Source organism: Streptomyces sp. WAC06614 (genome assembly GCF_003949795.1).
Taxonomy (GTDB): Bacteria; Actinomycetota; Actinomycetes; order Streptomycetales; family Streptomycetaceae; genus Streptomyces.
In genome coordinates this window covers 1-16243 of the sequence record NZ_RPRY01000036.1, presented here as the reverse complement: position 1 = coordinate 16243, position 16243 = coordinate 1, and the positions used below count along the sequence as shown (strand labels likewise).

The 16243-nt window shown below is 73.4% G+C and carries 15 protein-coding genes and 1 pseudogene; 9 read left to right on the top strand and 7 right to left on the bottom strand.

What is annotated here, in order from left to right:
- Positions 1-27: 27 nt before the first annotated feature.
- Positions 28-441, top strand: coding sequence for a DUF664 domain-containing protein (locus EF918_RS07835; RefSeq protein ID WP_125642908.1), 414 nt, complete (start codon positions 28-30; stop codon positions 439-441).
- Here EF918_RS07835 and EF918_RS07830 read toward each other — a convergent pair.
- The 5 genes from EF918_RS07830 to EF918_RS07810 form a co-directional block, all read right to left on the bottom strand.
- Positions 438-1523 (bottom strand): NlpC/P60 family protein, encoded by a 1086-nt coding sequence (locus tag EF918_RS07830; protein ID WP_125642905.1) that lies wholly within the window; start codon positions 1521-1523, stop codon positions 438-440. The two genes, EF918_RS07835 and EF918_RS07830, sit on opposite strands and share 4 nt — an antisense overlap.
- A 55-nt stretch (positions 1524-1578) precedes the next feature.
- Positions 1579-2061, bottom strand: coding sequence for a poly-gamma-glutamate biosynthesis protein PgsC/CapC (locus tag EF918_RS07825; protein ID WP_125642902.1), 483 nt, complete (start codon positions 2059-2061; stop codon positions 1579-1581).
- On the bottom strand, positions 2058-3731 hold the full coding sequence (pgsB, locus tag EF918_RS07820; protein ID WP_125642898.1) for a poly-gamma-glutamate synthase PgsB: 1674 nt from the start codon (positions 3729-3731) through the stop codon (positions 2058-2060). The genes EF918_RS07825 and pgsB overlap by 4 nt, the downstream gene beginning before the upstream one ends.
- A 6-nt stretch (positions 3732-3737) precedes the next feature.
- Entirely contained in the window at positions 3738-6029 is a 2292-nt protein-coding gene (locus tag EF918_RS07815; RefSeq protein WP_125642960.1) for a cache and HAMP domain-containing protein, read from the bottom strand.
- Between the two features lie 200 nt (positions 6030-6229).
- The gene (locus EF918_RS07810; protein ID WP_125642895.1) at positions 6230-7513 is read right to left on the bottom strand and encodes a CapA family protein; all 1284 of its coding nucleotides are present in this window, start codon (positions 7511-7513) and stop codon (positions 6230-6232) included.
- Positions 7514-7695: 182 nt separating this feature from the next.
- Between EF918_RS07810 and EF918_RS07805 the strand changes: the two genes are divergently transcribed.
- The 4 genes from EF918_RS07805 to EF918_RS07790 all read left to right on the top strand — a co-directional run bounded on the left by EF918_RS07805 (position 7696) and on the right by EF918_RS07790 (position 10511).
- Positions 7696-8679 carry a hypothetical protein gene (locus EF918_RS07805; RefSeq protein WP_125642892.1) on the top strand — a complete coding sequence of 328 codons (984 nt, stop codon included), beginning with the start codon at positions 7696-7698 and terminating at the stop codon, positions 8677-8679.
- 97 nt (positions 8680-8776) lie between these two features.
- On the top strand, positions 8777-9322 hold the full coding sequence (locus EF918_RS07800) for a TetR/AcrR family transcriptional regulator (RefSeq protein WP_125642889.1): 546 nt from the start codon (positions 8777-8779) through the stop codon (positions 9320-9322).
- Between the two features lie 112 nt (positions 9323-9434).
- Complete coding sequence (locus tag EF918_RS07795) at positions 9435-9962, top strand: hypothetical protein (RefSeq protein ID WP_260609960.1); 528 nt, start codon at positions 9435-9437, stop codon at positions 9960-9962.
- Between the two features lie 75 nt (positions 9963-10037).
- Positions 10038-10511 carry a nuclear transport factor 2 family protein gene (locus EF918_RS07790; RefSeq protein WP_125642886.1) on the top strand — a complete coding sequence of 158 codons (474 nt, stop codon included), beginning with the start codon at positions 10038-10040 and terminating at the stop codon, positions 10509-10511.
- Between the two features lie 135 nt (positions 10512-10646).
- On the opposite strand, the gene EF918_RS07785 is transcribed toward EF918_RS07790, so the two are convergent.
- Entirely contained in the window at positions 10647-11426 is a 780-nt protein-coding gene (locus tag EF918_RS07785) for a hypothetical protein (RefSeq protein WP_125642883.1), read from the bottom strand.
- Between the two features lie 251 nt (positions 11427-11677).
- On the opposite strand from EF918_RS07785, the gene infA reads away from it, so the two are divergent.
- Both infA and EF918_RS07775 read left to right on the top strand, forming a co-directional pair.
- The gene (gene infA, locus EF918_RS07780) at positions 11678-11902 is read left to right on the top strand and encodes a translation initiation factor IF-1 (protein ID WP_125642880.1); all 225 of its coding nucleotides are present in this window, start codon (positions 11678-11680) and stop codon (positions 11900-11902) included.
- A 148-nt stretch (positions 11903-12050) separates the two neighbouring features.
- On the top strand, positions 12051-13361 hold the full coding sequence (locus EF918_RS07775) for a ricin-type beta-trefoil lectin domain protein (RefSeq protein WP_260609959.1): 1311 nt from the start codon (positions 12051-12053) through the stop codon (positions 13359-13361).
- Between the two features lie 196 nt (positions 13362-13557).
- On the opposite strand, the gene EF918_RS07770 is transcribed toward EF918_RS07775, so the two are convergent.
- Entirely contained in the window at positions 13558-14061 is a 504-nt protein-coding gene (locus EF918_RS07770; protein WP_125642873.1) for a hypothetical protein, read from the bottom strand.
- Positions 14062-14144: 83 nt separating this feature from the next.
- On the opposite strand from EF918_RS07770, the pseudogene EF918_RS38025 reads away from it, so the two are divergent.
- Together EF918_RS38025 and EF918_RS38020 are read left to right on the top strand one after the other, a co-directional pair.
- A pseudogene (locus EF918_RS38025) lies at positions 14145-14639 on the top strand (hypothetical protein); the annotation flags it as partial.
- Positions 14640-15371: 732 nt separating this feature from the next.
- Positions 15372-16243: serine/threonine-protein kinase (locus EF918_RS38020; protein WP_260609965.1), on the top strand; the 872-nt coding region annotated here is incomplete at its 3' end.

Here is a 16243-nt window from a genome sequence, read left to right as displayed (position 1 = left end):
GCTGCCTGGGTAGGTTCCTGCCCCACGATCGATGAGTTCGCGAAGGAAAACCTGCACGGGCGACTGCGGCGGGACCGCAAGGCGCTGCTCTGGAAGCTCGACGGCTTGTCCGAGTACGACGTCCGCCGGCCGTTGACGGCGACCGGGACCAACCTCCTCGGCCTGGTCAAGCACGTGGCCTTCGTCGAGGCCAGGTACTTCGGCGAGGTCTTCGACCGCCCGTTCCCGCAACCACTGCCCCGGTGGCAGGACTCCGACGGCAGCGATCTGTGGGCGGCCGAGGACGAGACCCGCGACCAGATCATCGGCTTCTACCGGCAGGCGTGGGAACACTCGGACGAAGCCCGTGCGGTCCACCGCGCGAGGATCGAGCAGGCCGCCAGGACGGCCGCCGGGGGCGTCGGGGCTGACGCAGCGTCGCGGACGGGCTGCGGGGCCTAGAGGCGCTTCACGCTGCGCAGGGTCGTCGCGTAGTAGCCGTTGCCGTCGAGGCGGGAGGTGCCGCCCTTGTCGCCGATGGTGGGGCCGTCGGCCTCCTCGCGGCTGGAGATGAAGATCTGGTGGCCGTCGGTGTCCGTGCCCAGGTAGATGCCCGTGTGGTCCAGGCGGTCCTTGGTGCGGGCGTCGAGCTTGAAGAACAGCAGGTCGCCGGGCTGGATCACGTCGATCGACGCGGGCCGGGCCTGCGCCCCCACGCCCTTGAGCGGGATCACGTCCGTGCCCAGCGCGGAGCGGGCGATCCCGTTCGCGGTGCGCGGCAGGCCCGGGCCCGGGGTGTCGTCGGGCATCAGCGGGTAGCGGGCGCGGTAGCCGAAGACCGTGCGGACGAAGCCGGAGCAGTCCATCGAGCGGTAGCGGGCGGCCTGCGGCTGCTTCTTGACGCCGTTGCGGAAGGTGTACGGGATACCGAGGTAGTCGAAGAAGTCCGACTGCTCCAGGCGCAGGTCGTTGCCCACCGAGCCGTTCGGGTTGAGCGGGCCGAAGGAGGCGTCACCCGCGTACGAGACGCCCTGCGGGTCCTTCTTCACCGGCGCCTGGTGGCCGTACTGGAAGGCGAAGGCGAACAGGTCGTCCTCCTGGCTCCCGTAGTACTTCTTGAACCACTCCTTGAACCAAGGGGTGTTCTCCGCGCCCTGCTTCCACGGCTCGGGCATCAGCCGTACCCAGTTCTCGGTGACGACCCGTGTGGTGGTGTTGGCGGGCTCGGTGAAGGTGCGGCTGGGGCCGGTGAGAGTGGCGGTGCGGGCGCCGTCGGTGAAGGTGGCGAGCACCTGCCCGCCGGCGTCGCGCAGCACCGACCGGGCGGGGCTCGGGACGCGTTCCCACTTCTGGCCGGTGGAATCGCCCGCCTTGAGGGCGGCGGTGATGTTCTTGTCCTGCACCATCTGCACGGACGGCGCCTTGGCCTGCTCCTGCGCGCGCAGCGCGTAGGTGAAGTACGCGCTGCCGGCCAGCAGCGCGAGCACCGTGAGCGTGTGCAGCACCGGGCGGGTGCGGCGGCGGCCCTTCGGCTTGGCGGTCATACGGTGGCTCCGGGGGTGGGGTGCGGTGCGGGTGGTGCGGGCGGTGCGGGTGCGGTCAGCCGGTGGGCATGACGCCGAGCAGGATCCCGGCGGTCAGGACGACGTACGTCATGAGCGTGGTGCTGCCGGTGGCGAGGAGGGTGGCGCCCTTGGGCTGGCGGACCAACTGGTAGGCGATCAGGCCCGGGACGATGAACCCGAGGGTCTGGTTGGCGTAGAGCAGCGGGAACTCCAGCTGGAGCACGATCACCACGGTGGCCTGGAGCAGGACGCCGATCAGGACGACCGCGGCGAACAGGCGCTTGCCGTAGAGGATCACGAACCGCTGCGTGAGCAGGGTCAGCACGTACGTCAGCACGGTGATGCCGACGACCAGGGCCGCCCGCTGGAGGTCCTCGACGAGGGTCAGCGCCAGCCAGCCCGGGGTGATCATGCCGCCGGGGGAGAGGTTGGTGGTCAGGTAGCAGAGCAGGGAGAACAGCAGGCCCAGCGCGATGCCGATCGCGGCGATCTCGGGGGTGAGGACGGCGGGGATCAACGGGGCTCTCCTGGGGGGTACGGGTACTGCTGCGGTGCCGGCGCCGCCTGCGGTTGCGGCCAGGCCGGCACGGGGGTGGCGGCGGCGATCCCGTACGGGTCGGCGGGCGGCCGCGGCCGCGGCGGTGCGGGCCGCGGGTGCGGCTGCGGCTGGGAGTACGGGTCCCACGCGGGCTGCTGCCCGTAGCCCTGCGGGTCGTACCGGTCCTGCCCGTAGGCTGCCGGGCCGGGCGCGGCGCCCGCGTACGGCCGGCCGCCGCCGGGCATCCCGGCGTACGGATCGGCCGCGTACGGCCCCTGGGGGTACGGGGCGCCGTACGGGCCCTGGCCGGGCGCGGCGCCCGCGTACGGGTCGGTCGCGTACGGGTCGGTCGCGTAGGGATCGTCCGCGTACGGCTCGTCCGCGTACGGGTCGAACGGGCGGGCGTACGCCGGGGACGGGGACGGGGGCTGCGGGTCGGTCGGAGCAGGGGACGGGGTGTCCTGGGACTCGTCCGGCGGGAGCTCCGCCAGGTGCTCCAGCAGCACCTCGCCCTGCCCGTGGATGTTGCCGATCGCCACCAGCGACGAGCTCTCGCCGAGGTACCCGAGCAGCTCGTGCACGAACTCCTCGCCGTCGCGCTGCTCACCGCCCAGGTCCACCGCGCGGTCGCGCCACTCGGCCGGGATCGCGTCGATCGCGCTCTTCGCCGGGTGCCCGATCACGAACACCCGGTCCGGCCGCAGGTCGGGCACGATCGCGCCCATCTGCCCGTTGCGCTCGACCCGGTCCGGCCGGCAGTTGATCACCACGTTCAGGGGGCGGTCCACCGCGCCCAGGTCCAGCAGCTGGTTGATGTTCATCAGCGTGGACTCGGGGTCGTTCGCCGCGAAGACGTTCGCGAACCGCAGCCGCTTGCCGCCGGGGGCCACGTACCGCTCCACCGACAGCACGCCCGGGTCCGGCGGCGCCTCGTACATGCCCTGCAGGGCCGTGGCCCGGTCCACGCCCAGCAGTTCGGCGACGGTCAGCGCGATGGCCACGTTCTCCTTGAACGTGAACCAGCTGAACCCGCGCAGCTCCTCGTCCGAGACCGTGTCCGGGTCGGCGTAGACGAGCGTGCAGTCGCGCGCGTCCGCCTCCTCCTGGAGCACGTCGAAACGTTCCTTCTCGGCGGTCACGCAGATCCCGCCGTACGGCATCGACCGCGACAGCGAGCGCGCGATGTCGTCCAGGGTCGGGCCCATCTCGGCGACGTGGTCCTCGCGGACGTTGCACAGCACGCCGATGGTCGACCGGATCAGCTTCGACTGGTTGATCTCCTGGAGCGCCGGCATGACCGCCATGCACTCCATCACCAGCGCGTCCGGCCGGTACGCGGCCGCGCGCCGCACGATCCCGATCTGCTCGACCACGTTGGCGATGCCGAACTTGCGGTGGACGGGCTCCTCGGTGGCGTCCGGATGGATGAACCGGGCGGCCGTGCCGGTGGTCTTGGCGACCGTCGTCAGGCCGCCGCCGCGCAGCGCGCCCGCGCACAGCCGGGTGATGGAGCTCTTGCCGCGGATGCCGTTGACCAGCACCCGGTTCGGTATCCGGTCCAGGTTGGCGAAGTGCCGGCGCTGCTCGACGACGCCGGCGACCAGCATGATCAGACAGCTGACGAGCAGGACGCAGTACAGGAAGAGCACGGGGGATCAGTTCCTTCCGGCCGGACGGGCGGAGGGGGCTGCCGTTCCCCCGGTGTCGGTCCTCGTCGTCCGCTGCTGCCCGCGCCGCCGGCCGCCCTGCTGGAGCTGCTGGCGGATGATCTCCAGGCTGCGGGTCACGGCGCCGACCTCGTCGTGGTGGCGCGGGTAGAGCACGGTGCGGCGGTCGCCGTCGGCGAGGGCCTCGGCGCGCCGGGCGAGTTCGCGCAGCGGGGCGACCACGATGATCTGGAGCCAGCCCAGGCAGGCCGCGCCGACCGCGAAGCCGAGGAGTCCGGCGAGGACGGTGCGGTTCTGCAGGCTGTACTCGTGGATCGCCAGGCCCTTGGCGGGCTGCCAGCTCACCACGGTCCACTTCAGGTCCCCGGCCGCGCCGCCGCCGGAGAAGGGCGCGGCCGCCGCGATGACGGGGTCGCCGCCGCTGCGGTAGAGGACGCCGCCGGGCTTCGCGGCCGCGCCGACCTTCAGGGTGGAGCTCCGTACGAGCGCGTCGAGGCGGTCGTCGCCGAGGCTCTGGAAGGCCCGGTAGCCGCTGTTGGAGCCGATGACCCGGTGCCGGGCGTCCACCACCCGGATCTCGCCGAGGCCGGGCCGCTTGAGCAGGGCGTTGAGGAAGTCGATGCGGAACTCGCCGACGACGGCCGTGCCCGCCCGCCCGGGGATCTCGGCCGTGGCGACGACGACGGGCTCCTTGGCGCCGTCGTAGAGGGCGACGGGCTCCTTGCGCGGGCCCTTGCCGAAGGGGGCCCGCGGCTGGCCGCCCGCCTGGGCGAGGACCTTGCCGGAGCCGTCGAGCACGTACAGGCAGGCGTAGCGCGCGTGCTCGCGCACGGTGTGCTCCAGCACGTCGGTCATCCGGTCGGCTCCGGCGTCGGCGCCCATCAGCGCGGCCACGGACAGCAGGTCGGCCTGGCCCTCGTTGAGGGCGCGCCGCACCCGGTCGTTGAGGGTGTCGGTGCGCTCGCGCTGGTCGTCGACCAGCTGCTGCGGTACGACCACGGAGTCCCCGGCGCGGTTGACGAGCAGGCCCAGCGGTATGCACCAGGCCAGGAGGAGCACGGCGCAGACCGCGACGAGCGTACGGGCGCCGGTACGCCGCTTGTCCCGGCCCCGGGCGCCGGGGGCGGCGGGCGGGCCACCGCCGTCGGCGTCGCGGTCGCGGAGCTGGCAGCGCAGCCGGTCCAGGGCGAGGGCGATCCGCGCGGCCTCCCCGCCGCGGGGGATGGTCACGGGGCGGGTGAGGTCGCCGCGGGTCAGCCGGCGGCTCTCCAGGAACAGGGTGATCAGCGGCCGCTGCACGGTGGCGACCAGCAGCGCGACGACGAGCGCGCCGACCAGGAGCAGGGTGCCGGCCAGGACCAGCCCGGCGAAGGCGTCGGTGGCGCGGGACGGGTTCTGGGTGACGTCCGTCATCGCGACGACGGTCAGCTCCAGGCTGGTCGCACCGGTGCCGACGCCCGCCTCCGGCCCGGCCAGCCGGGCGTACCCGGCGGCGGCCCGTTCGCCGCTGGTCTCGTTGCCCATGAGGCTGCCGCTGACCCCGGGGAAGCCACCGGAGCCGGGCTCCTTCACGGTCAGCGGGTTCGCCTTGGTCTTCTTGGCGGCGGTCCTGGCGAAGGAGGCCAGCTGCTTGGTGTCGCGTTTGACGTCGGCGCGACGGCCGTCGCTGAGGAGCATCTCCGGCTCGGGTATGCCGTCGGTGCTCAGGATGGTCCCGTCGGCGCCGACGACGGCGATGCTGCGGAAGTCGCCGAGGCTGATGCCGGGGAAGCGCAGGCTGCTGGAGGCGACCAGCAACTGCTGGGGCTGGTCCTTCCAGGACAGCAGGGCGAGGGTGAGCAGCCGGGTCTCGCCGTTGGCGAGGGTGACCATGCGGGGGGCGAGACCGCCCTCGCCGGAGAGCTTGGTGCGGTCGACGGCCGTCAGCGGGAGGTTCTCGCCGCGCGCGGCCAGCAGCCGGCCCGAGCCGATCTCGACGACGGCGGTGCCGCGCCACTTCTGGTAGACACTGCCGATCCGGTCGAGCACCGCGTCGGGGGCGACGGGCTTGCCCGCCGAGAACAGGTCGGCGGCCCGGTTCAGGTCGGTGACGCTCTCGTCCAGGGAGGCCCGCAGCGCGATCGCGCCGTCCTCGGCGAAGTGCTGCTGCGAGGTGAGGACGGCCTGGGGGAGCCGGTCCTCGCGGACGCTGCCCAGGCTGATCGCGGTGAATCCCGCCAGGGCGAGCAGCAGGACCGACAGCACGGTGATCGGGGGCCTGATGCCGCCGAGCAGGGACATGTCGGCCCTGCGGCGGGCCTTGCGCCGTCGCTTGGCGGGCGAAGCGGCCACAGCGGGGTCCTCCTGGGGCTGACGGGCTTACGGGCTTACGGGCTTGCGCGGTGTCGGGCTGACGGGTGTCGGGCTCATGGGGCTACGGGGCTACGGGGCTACGGGGCTACGGGGCTACGGGCCGGCGGGGCCGCGTGCGCGGGCGGGGGTCAGTCGGGCAGCTCGCGCAGCGGCCGCAGCCCGTCCTTGGCGGCGCCGCGGTTGAGCAGGGTGCCCCGGGTGCGTTCGAAGGCGAGGCGGTAGCGGGCGCGCTGCTCGGGCAGCAGCTTCGTGCCGTCGGGGGCCGTACCGGAGGTGAGGGCGGCGGCCACGTCCACCAGCCGGTGGTCGCGTGCCGGTGCCGGGGCGGCGCCCGGCAGGTCGGTGCCGGGGGTGCTCTCGTGGTCCGGCGGGATGTCGGTGTAGGTCGGCACGAAGCGGGCCTGGACCTCCCACTTCCCGTTCGGGCCGCCCCGCTGGGTGAACTCGAACCAGCCGATGACGCCCTCTTCGGTGAGGCCGCTCGGCACGTCGTGGCGGGCGAGCTGGTTGCCGAGCCCGTACGCGACCCAGGTGCCGTCGATCTTCTCCATCGGCTGGACGACATGGGCGTGGTGGCCGACGACCAGGTCCACCCCGGTCTCGCGGGCGATCTTGCGCGCCAGTTCCCGCTGGGGGCCGCTGGGCTCGGGCTGGTGCTCGCGGCCCCAGTGCAGGGAGAGGATCACCACCTCGGCGCCGGCCGCGCGGGCCTGCTTCTCGGCGGTGGCGACGGCCTTGACGCTGACGAGGTTGGCCAGCCAGGGCTTGTCCCGGGGGACCTCGTTGCCGTTGAACCCGGAGGCGAAGGAGAGCTGGGCGACCTTGACGCCCTTGACGTCCAGGATGTTCGGCCTGTCCGCCTCCTGCTGGCTGCGGGCGGAGCCGGTGTGCCGCAGGCCTTCGCGGTCCAGGGTGTCCAGGGTGCGCTGGACGCCCTCGGGGCCGTGGTCGAGGGTGTGGTTGGAGGCGGTGGAGCAGGTGTCGTAGCCGACGCTCTTGATCGTCTTGGCGATCTGGGGTGGCACGAGGAAGTCGGGATAGGTCCGGAAGGGCCCGTCGGGCTCGCCCAGGACCGGCTCCAGGTGGCAGATCCCGAGGTCGGCCCTGCCGATGACCGGGGCGACCCCCGCCATGATCCGGTCGAAGTCGTACCCGGTGCGCCCGGCGGCCCGTGCGTCCCGGGCGGCCTGGTCGGTGAGCTGGGGGTGGATGAGGATGTCGCCGGCCGCGGCGACCGAGAAGGAGCGGCCACCGCTCCCGGCGCCGCTGCCGCCGCTCCCGCCGCCGGCGTCGCTGCTCGCGCCGTCGTCGCCCCCGATCGGTCCGCAGCCTGCGAGGGCGAGGCCGAGCGGTACGCAGAGGAGCGCGGCGAGGGCCCGGCGGTGGACCAGTCGGGTGGGGCGGGGATGCATTCGGTTATTTTCAGCCAGTGATGACGGTGAAATTGACGAAAAACATAACGATCCGAGTGATCATTTGCGTAATGATCACGCTAGTGGTCGGCTATGTCGCTTTTCGCCCGACCAATTCGGTCAAAAAGGCGGAGGAGATCATTCCGCCTGCTGTGGCGCAGGACACTGATCTCCTGGGTCGCGTGATCCGTTTCACGTCCTCCTTCGGGGTGCGGGGCGGGTACCGCGCCCCGACGGAGGCGGAGAGGGGCGCCCTCCTGGACGGCGTTTCTTCCCTTTTGAGCGGGGATGTCGACAAGGCCCGGCTGCGGCTCGCCGAGGTGGACTACCGCCTCGACACCTTCACCGACGGCCCCGGCGGCCGCCGCTACGCCGAGGTCGCCGACGCGGCGGCCCGCTCCGGCTCCACCAACCGGGGCTGGGGCCGGGTCTACGTCGACCTCGGCGGGCCCGTGCGCTGGTCGGTGCAGGTCCCGCACCCCATCGCCGACCAGGACACCGAACGGCTCGGCGTCGCCGTCCTGCGCGGGACCCCGGGCGGGGTCATGGTCCTGGCGGGCGCCCACCGCAAGGCGGCCGGCGAGCAGGGCGAGGCCGGGGAGCAGGGTGAGGCCGGCGAGCGGGCCGGGGGTGAGGGCGAGGAGGACGGCGGGAGCGTGGCCGCGCCCGTGACCGGGTCCGGGTCCGGGTCCGGCGGGGGGTCCGGGTCCGGCGGCGGCGCGGGTTCCGGCGGCGGTGTCGGGGACGGGGACGGCGACGGGGGGACCGGCGCGGCCGACATGGCGCACCGGACCGACTCGGTGTTCCACGCCGTCGTCGCCGAACTGACCCGGCAGGGTCTGCCCGGCGTCCAGTTGCACGGCTTCGCCGACTCCACCGTCCCCGGCTCCGGAGCCGTCGTCTCCACCGGTGCGGGGAACGCGGCCGCCGTCGACGCCGAACGGCTCGCGGCCGGTCTGGCCTCCCGGGGCGTCCGCCCCTGCCGGGCCTGGAGCACCAGGTGCCCGATGGCGGGCCGCGGCAACGTCCAGGGCCGACTGGCCGCCGAGCTCGGTACGCGCTTCCTCCACCTGGAACTCGCCCGCTCGGTCCGCGTCGACCCCGGCCGGCGCGACGAGGTGGCGCACGCGATCACGTCCGTCACGGCGGGCTGGGCGAGGCCCTGACGCCCGCGGGCCCGGCATCCCCCGGCCCTCTGGGTGAGGGCGGCGGCCCCGGGCAGCCGCATTGACGTGCACCACTTGCGAGTGGTTAATTACTTCCATGGATGCGAGGACACGGCAGCGTTCCACCGCCGACGAGCGCCGGGCCACGGTCATGCGCACGGCGATCAAGAGCTTCGCCGAGCGGGGGTACTACGGCACGTCGACGATGGACGTGGCCAAGGCCGCGGGCATCTCGCAGGGCTATCTCTACCGGCTCTTCAAGGACAAGGCGACGCTCTTCGCGGCTCTGGTCGACCACTGTTCCGACCGCCTGCGCGAAGAGGCCGCCGCCGCGGCCGCGGCCGTGCAGAGCGTCGAGACCGAAGCCGTCCTCGAAGCGTTGGCCGCCTCGTACCAGCAGGTCAGCGCCGACCGGGACATCCTCATGATCCTCCTGCACGCCCAGTGCAGCGCGAGCGAGCCGGTCATCGGCGACGCGGTCCGCACCTGCTACGCCAAGCAGGTGGAGTACGTCCGTGCCGTCTCCGGCGCCTCGGACGAGCAGATCCGACGGTTCTTCGCCGACGGTCTGCTCGGCAACGCCATGCTGGCGATCGACGCCGCCTCGGTCAGCGCACCGTGGGTGCGCACCCTGCTGCCGTAGCCCCGCGCCGGGCCGCACGGGCCGCTCCCGGGCGGCCCCTTCCTTCGCCTTTCGGAGTAAGCGGTCAACCGCTTACCAAATGTTCCAGCAAGCGATCCCCCAGGAGACAGCTGTGCGTCCTGCACTGTTCGAGAACACCCCGTCGTTCTGGTGCGAGACCCTGCGGTCCTTCGGTCACATCGGCTACGGAGGCGCTGACTTCGCGGAGGTGCTCACCACCGCGCAGCGCATCCGCGAAGGCGACTTCGACAGCTGGTGCGACGAGTGGCTGCCGACGGCCGACCGGGTCGCGGAGGTGGCGCGCGAGGCCGAACGCCGGCAGCACCCGGCCTCCGCACGCGACGCCTGGCTGCGTGCCTCGAACTCCTACCGTTCCGCGGAGTTCTTCCTGCACGGGAACCCCGGCGACCTGCGCATCGAGCACGCCTACGGGGCGAGCGTGGCCGCTTTCAGGTCCGCGACGGCACTCTCCGGGCGTCCGGTCGCACCGGTGGAGATCCCCTTCGAGGACCACGTCCCCCACAGCACCCTCCTGGTCCTCGACGACGAGCTGGGCGCCCACGGCCACGCCGGCGCCCGGCGCCTGGCCTCGGCCCGTATCGCCGACCGGCTCGACGAGACCCTCCGACCGACCGCCTGACCCGCACCGCGAACCCGAAATTTTGCGGCCCACAAAGTAAGCGGTCAACCGCTTACGACACGAAGGAGCATCGACATGAGCAAGACCCCTTCCGCCCCCCAGAACCCTGACGCCGTCCGGGCCGCCGCCCAGCAGGCGTTCCGCAACCACCTGGCGTACCTGTCGGCCGGGCGGATCACGGAGTGGGTGGACCTGTTCACCGAGGACGGGGTGCTGGAGTTCCCCTACGCGCCGAAGGGCTTCCCGGCCAGGACCGAGGGCAAGGAGGGCCTGTTCGCGTACATGAGGAACTTCCCCGAGCACTTCCGTGTGGAGTTCGTCGACCTGCACTTCCACGAGACGGTCGACCCCTCGCTGGTCATCGCCGAGTTCAAGAGCAAGGGTGTCGCGCTGAGCACCGGCCGCCCCTACGACCAGACGTACATCTCGGTCGTGGAGACCGAGGAGGGCAGGATCAGCCGGTACGTGGACTTCTGGAACCCCTTGGTGGGCATGGAGGCCCTCGGCGGCGACTCCACCGACATGGTCTCGGCCTTCGGCACCGACTGACCCCCGCCGCCGCTGCCGCACCGGAGCCGGCCACCGATGCGGCGGCGGCCCCCGTACGTCCGGCGGACCCAGGGTCCACCGCGCGGGGTTCCGGGACGTGACCTGATGCCGCTCGCTCCTCCCGGTGCGGGTCGCTCAGGCCGGGTACGTCAGGGAGCCCAGCGGTGGGCAGGGGGTGAGGGTGGTGTCGGTGCCGGGGCGTTCGACGTAGGCGCGGGCCTCGGCCTCGCGCCGGCGGCGGGAGTCCAGCTCCTCCGCGTGCCAGGCGTCGCGTCTGGCCTGCGCGTAGTCCCAGGTGTCGTCTATCAGACCGAGGCTGGTGTTGCCGGCGCTGCGCTGGAACTCGGCCTTGGCGACGGCCCGGTGCAGGGCCGTCTGGAGGGCGGCGAACTCCACGCGGGTGGCCAGGACGCCGGGGGTGTGCGGCCGGCGCGTCGGTAGGGGGACCTGCGGGAGCAGCGACACGCCGGTGTCGAGGCGGCCGATGTGGTCGACGGTGGCCTGCTGGGCCTCCCGCGACATGGTCTGCATCTCCTGGTGCAGCCAGAAGAACTCGTCCAGGTCGGCCCGGGTGATGCGCATCCGCTCGTACAGGGCCCGGAAGCGCGGGTCGTGGTGCAGCGGGCGCAGGGGCGGGCTGTGGAGGGCCACGCAGTCGTTGAAGCCGGCCGTCACCGCGGCGTCGAGGTGAGCTGTGCACAGGTCGCCCTCCCCGTGCGCGAGGGCCAGCCCGCCCAGGCTCGCATGACCCGAGGCGACGAGCCACGCGCCGTCGGGTCCGAGTGCGCCGGCGCGCGCGACGATGTCGTGCAGGGCCGGGGTGGCGGCGGCGCGGCCCGGTCCCGAGCCCTGCGTCAGGAGCGTCACCAGGACGTCGTGGAAGCGGGTGGCCAGTGCGTTGACGGTGTCGACCATGGATCTCCTCGGACCGCGATGGGGAAGAACGGGAAGGGAGTTGGGCCTGTGATGATGATCCCCTCCGGGAGGACGGGTGGGGGAGGGGAGCGGTTCCTGCCCGACCGCGGCCGGGCGGCGTTCGGGAAAACCGGTTGGGTGCGGCGGGTCTTGCTCGTTAGCGTGGGGGTGCCGTGCCCGCCGCCTGCCCAGGCGGTGGTCCTGCGGACCGGGTCCGCACCGCGGCCGACACCTCACGGAATCGAGAGACATTGCCGAGAACAGCCAAGGGACTCGAAGTCGAAGGCACCGTCGTCGAGTGCCTGCGCAACGCCACCTTCACGGTGCAGCTCCAGAACGGGCACCAGGCGCTCGCGCACATCAGCGGGAAGATCCGGAAGAACCGCATCAGGATCCTCCCCTACGACCGGGTCCTCGTGGAGCTGAGCACCTACGACCTGACCCGCGGCCGGATCGTCTACCGGTACCGCACCTGAGCCGAAGGTCCGCGGCGGCCCGGCGGTTCCCGCCTCTCCTATGATCTGATCAACTCCCGGTCTCCCACGGGCTGGTGGGTACGGACCGGGGAGCTTCGCAAGGAGAGGCAACGGGGATTTGGGATTCAAGGGCAAGTACCGGAGAGCAGTGATCGCGACCTGCGCCGTGGCGGCGGTCGCGGGTGGTGGGCTCCTCGCCCCCACCGCGTTCGGTACGGAGGACATCACGGCCGGGCCGGAGGCCGCCGAGACGGTCACGGGCCCGCCGGTCGAGGACGCGCTGGACGCCCACGCGGCGGACTCTGCGACCTTCACCAGTGACAACGCCCCCTTCAAGGACGGCGTCATGACCCTCGACCCCGGGCGGGCGCCGGGCACCGCCCCGCGCGCGGGCGTCGCCGCGGCCGGTGCGCCGGCCCCGCCGTCGGGCGAGGGGTGGAAGCTGAGTGGCGCCACCAAGTGGCTGGCGGCCGGCTACACGATCAGGTTCTACGACCAGAAGTCCGCGGACTGGCTGGCCCCGTACGTGAAGGCCACGGCGGCCGACCTCCAGCGGATCACCACCCTGCCGGTCACCGTCGCCACCGACCCGGTGGGCTGGGACCACGTCCGGCAAAAGGGCGAGGTGATCGTCGGCGTGCTGCACCGTCCGTGCGTCCCGCCCGAGGGGGAGGGCAGCATGGGCAGCACCGGCTGGAAGGTGGTCCGCGACGGCTCCGGCACCGCCAACCTCAGCTGCGGCTTCACCAATTCCTCCGTGCCGGGGACGGTGACCAGCGGACACGCCTACATCGACGACTCCTTCTTCACGGCCCAGGGCAAGCCCACGGCCGCGATGGGCGAGACGTACATGAGGAACCACATCAGCCACGAGATCGGCCACACCCTCGGTCTCACCCACGCCAACCGCAGCCTGACCAAGGGCGATTGCGTCAAGGGCACCGACTCCGGCGAGTTCCCGGTCATGTGCTCGCCGACGTACGCGTACCAGGACAAGCGGGCGGGTACGTACGTCCAGCAGTTCGACGTGCAGGGGCTGCGGCTGCTCGCCGCCGGCGCGGGCGCCGCGCTGCCCCCGCAGGGCAAGGTGACCGGTCTGAGCGGCAAGTGCCTGGACGTCAAGGGCGGCAAGGCGGCCAACGGCACCCAGATCCAGCTCTACACCTGCAACGGCTCGGCCGCCCAGTCCTGGATCCTCGGCAAGGACGGCACGTTCCGCGCGCTCGGCAAGTGCCTGGACAACGCCCGGAACCTGACCACCAACGGCAACAGGATCCAGCTCTACGACTGCAACGGCACGCCCGCGCAGCGCTGGTCGGTCAACACCAAGGGCCAGATCGTGCACGTGGCCTCCGGGAAGGTGCTGGACGTGACCGGCGGCAGGACCGACAACGGCACCGTGGTGCAGCTGTACGCGGCGGGCGGCGACAAGCGCCAGGTCTGGGCCGCGCCCAAGTAACCGCCGGGCCGCCGCCCTCATGGCGCCCGAGCAGCTGCACGGGCGGCCGCCCGGCGACGGCCGACGGCCTGGGGGCCCCGGGGCCACGCTCTGCACGGCGGTGGAGGGCGAACCGCCGTGCAGCGCAGTGCCTGCCGGTGGCGACCCAGGACCCGCGCCCGGCCCCGCGGGCCGGCGCGCCGGCGCCGCGCCGCGGTCAGTGCCCGGCGGCCGCCTTCACCAGGGCGACCGCCGTGCCGATCGCCGCGTCGATACCGCCCGCGACCAGGGCGAACAGGGTGCCGCCGCCCATCCGGACACCGCCGTAGCAGCCCCATACGAACAGCGCGGCGATGTTCACCCCGGCGGCCGTCACCAGGGCGGTGTCCAGCTCCATCCATCCCAGCGCCGAGGCGCCGATCAGCAGCAGCGGGCCCACCGCGGACAGCAGCAGCGGGCTGCTGACGAACAGCATGCTCCGCAGCTCCGGCCCCCTGGCGAGGGCTCCGTGCACCACCCGGTGCGCCTGCTGGTCGGCCACGAGCGCGGCCAGCCACAGGCCCACCGAGGCGGTCACGACGGTCACCGCCGCGCCCGCCGCCTCCACGTGGCCACCCGCGCCGAGCCCGATGACCACGGAGATCATCGTGATCGTCGCGTAGAGGCGTTCCTTCAGCCTGGCCGTCGCCACCTCGGTGTCGTGCGCCCACTCGTCGGTCACACCGCCCACCGTAGGGTCCCGGCCCTGCTATCCTCGCGCGCCGCCCCGACGGGCGGACACGGACCGGGGAACGGGTGGGGCGGATGGACGGGTCGGGCATCGCGGGATCGCCGCAGGCGGTGGCCACGGCGGCCGAGGAACTGATCGGGGGCGACGGCGGCGACGTGCCCGCGTACGAGGCCCTGCTCGACGCGGTGGTCCGGTGGGCGGGCCGCGACCGGCCCGGCCTCGTCACCGCCCTGCGCCCGGTGGCGGAGAGCTGGAGCGGCCCCCACCGGCCCCGTACGCTCGCCGCCCGGCGCCTGCTCACGGTCGTCCGGAGCGCGGCGACCCCACCGGACGGGCCCCGGCCGGCCGGACCGCAGCAGGCCGCGCCCTGGCTGGAGACCTGTCAGCACGAGGCGGTCCAGCTGGTGCTCGGCACGCGCACCGGCGAGCTGTGCGCGGGGCTGCGCTCGGGCAGCGCGCTGCCGATGCTGCTGGCCACGCCCAGCCGGCCGGACGGTGCGGTCGACCCGCGGGACCTGGTCATGCGGCTGACCGAGTACGAGCAGGCGGGCGCCCGGCCCGGTCCCGCCGACCTGGGGCAGGCCCTGCTGCGCTGCGGCGGGGGCCCGGCCGAGGAGGAAGTCCTGCACGCGGCGGATGCGTTGACCTTGCCCGAGGGGCCGCGGGTGGTCGCCTGGCTCCGGCGGGGCGGACTGCCGCAGCCGGCGGGGACCGTGGAGGCGGAGCCCGGCCCACCGCTGCCGCCGAGCCGCCGCAGCCGGGCCCGGGTGGGACGGCGGATCCTCGTGGGCACCGCCGAGCTGCCCGGCCGGGGCGACTTCCCCCGCACCTTCTGGCCGCTCTTCCGCCGCTTCGAGCCGCTGATCGGCTGCAACCACCTGCTCCTCGGGCACCGCGAACGCCACGCCGCCGCCGTCCTGCCCCGGCACCCCGAACTCGTCGCGGCCCGGCTGCTGACCGAGGTCGCGGCCACGGCCGACCAGGACGGGGCCGAGGGCGGCCCGGAGTTCCTGCCCGCCCTGGCGCGCAGCGCCGGTCCTGTCGGACCGGCCGTGCACCTGGCCCTGGCGTACGGGCTCGGCGCCCGTACGGAGCCCGACCGGGAGGCGGCCGTCGCGGCCCTGCTGACCCTGGCCGGCCGCGACCGCCTGGACGGGGCCTTCCTCGGCGCCCACCTGGCCCGTCTGGTCCTGTTCGGCAGCATCCGCCTCCCCGCCCTCACCGCCTCCCTGGCCCGCGCTGCCGACCCGGCCGGCCCCGACCCGTCTCCCGTCGACCCGGGCGCCGGCCCCGCCGCGGTCCTGCCGGTCCTGGCCGGCCAGGTGCTCGGCGGCCGGTACCGGGTGACCGGGACCATCGGACGCGGCGGCATGGGCGTGGTCGCCCGGGCCGTGGACGAACTGCTGGGACGTGAGGTCGCCGTCAAGGTGATGCGGGCGTACACCGACGCCTCCGGGGCCGAACTGGCCGATCTGCGCGGCCGGATGCAGCGCGAGGCCCAGGCCGCCGCGCGGATCCGGCACACCGGTGTGGTCACCGTCCACGACGTGACCGAGCAGGACGGCCGCCCGGTCATCGTCATGGAACTCGTCGACGGGCCTTCCCTGGACGACGTCCTGACCGAGCGCGGCCCGCTCGATCCGCGCGAAGTGGCCGCGATCGGAGCCAAGTTGACGGACGCACTGGACGCGGCGCACCGGGCCGGCGTGCTGCACCGGGACGTCAAGCCCGCCAACGTCCTGCTGGAGCGCGGGGGTCGGGTGGTCCTGACCGACTTCGGGATCGCCGCGCTGGACGACTCCGGGGACGAGGCCGCCGCCAAGCTGACGCGCAGTGGGATGCTGGTCGGCTCGCTCGACTACCTGGCGCCGGAACGCGCCCAGGGCCGGGAGCCCGGGCCCGCCTCGGACATCTGGTCGCTGGGCATGACGCTCTACGCGGCCGTGGAGGGCGCCTCGCCGTTCCGCCGGACCTCCGCCTGGTCGACCATGACCGCGATCGTGAACGAGCCGCTGCCCGAGCCCCGGCGGGCCGGCCCGCTCGCCCCCGTGCTGCGGCTGCTGATGGCGAAGGACCCGCAGGCCCGCCCCACCGCCGACCGGGCCCGCGCACTCCTGCACCAGGTCGCCGAAGGCGGCGCCGCCACGCCTGAGGCGACCGCCCCGGCCCCACC

What these genes read in the sequence shown, in the direction of transcription:
- EF918_RS07830 (WP_125642905.1), bottom strand. Translation starts at nt 1,523, where the DNA reads ATGACCGCCAAGCCGAAGGGCCGCCGCCGCACCCGCCCGGTGCTGCAC.
- EF918_RS07815 (WP_125642960.1), bottom strand. Translation starts at nt 6,029, where the DNA reads ATGTCCCTGCTCGGCGGCATCAGGCCCCCGATCACCGTGCTGTCGGTC.
- EF918_RS07810 (WP_125642895.1), bottom strand. Translation starts at nt 7,513, where the DNA reads ATGCATCCCCGCCCCACCCGACTGGTCCACCGCCGGGCCCTCGCCGCG.
- EF918_RS07800 (WP_125642889.1), top strand. Translation starts at nt 8,777, where the DNA reads ATGGATGCGAGGACACGGCAGCGTTCCACCGCCGACGAGCGCCGGGCC.
- EF918_RS07790 (WP_125642886.1), top strand. Translation starts at nt 10,038, where the DNA reads ATGAGCAAGACCCCTTCCGCCCCCCAGAACCCTGACGCCGTCCGGGCC.
- EF918_RS07785 (WP_125642883.1), bottom strand. Translation starts at nt 11,426, where the DNA reads ATGGTCGACACCGTCAACGCACTGGCCACCCGCTTCCACGACGTCCTG.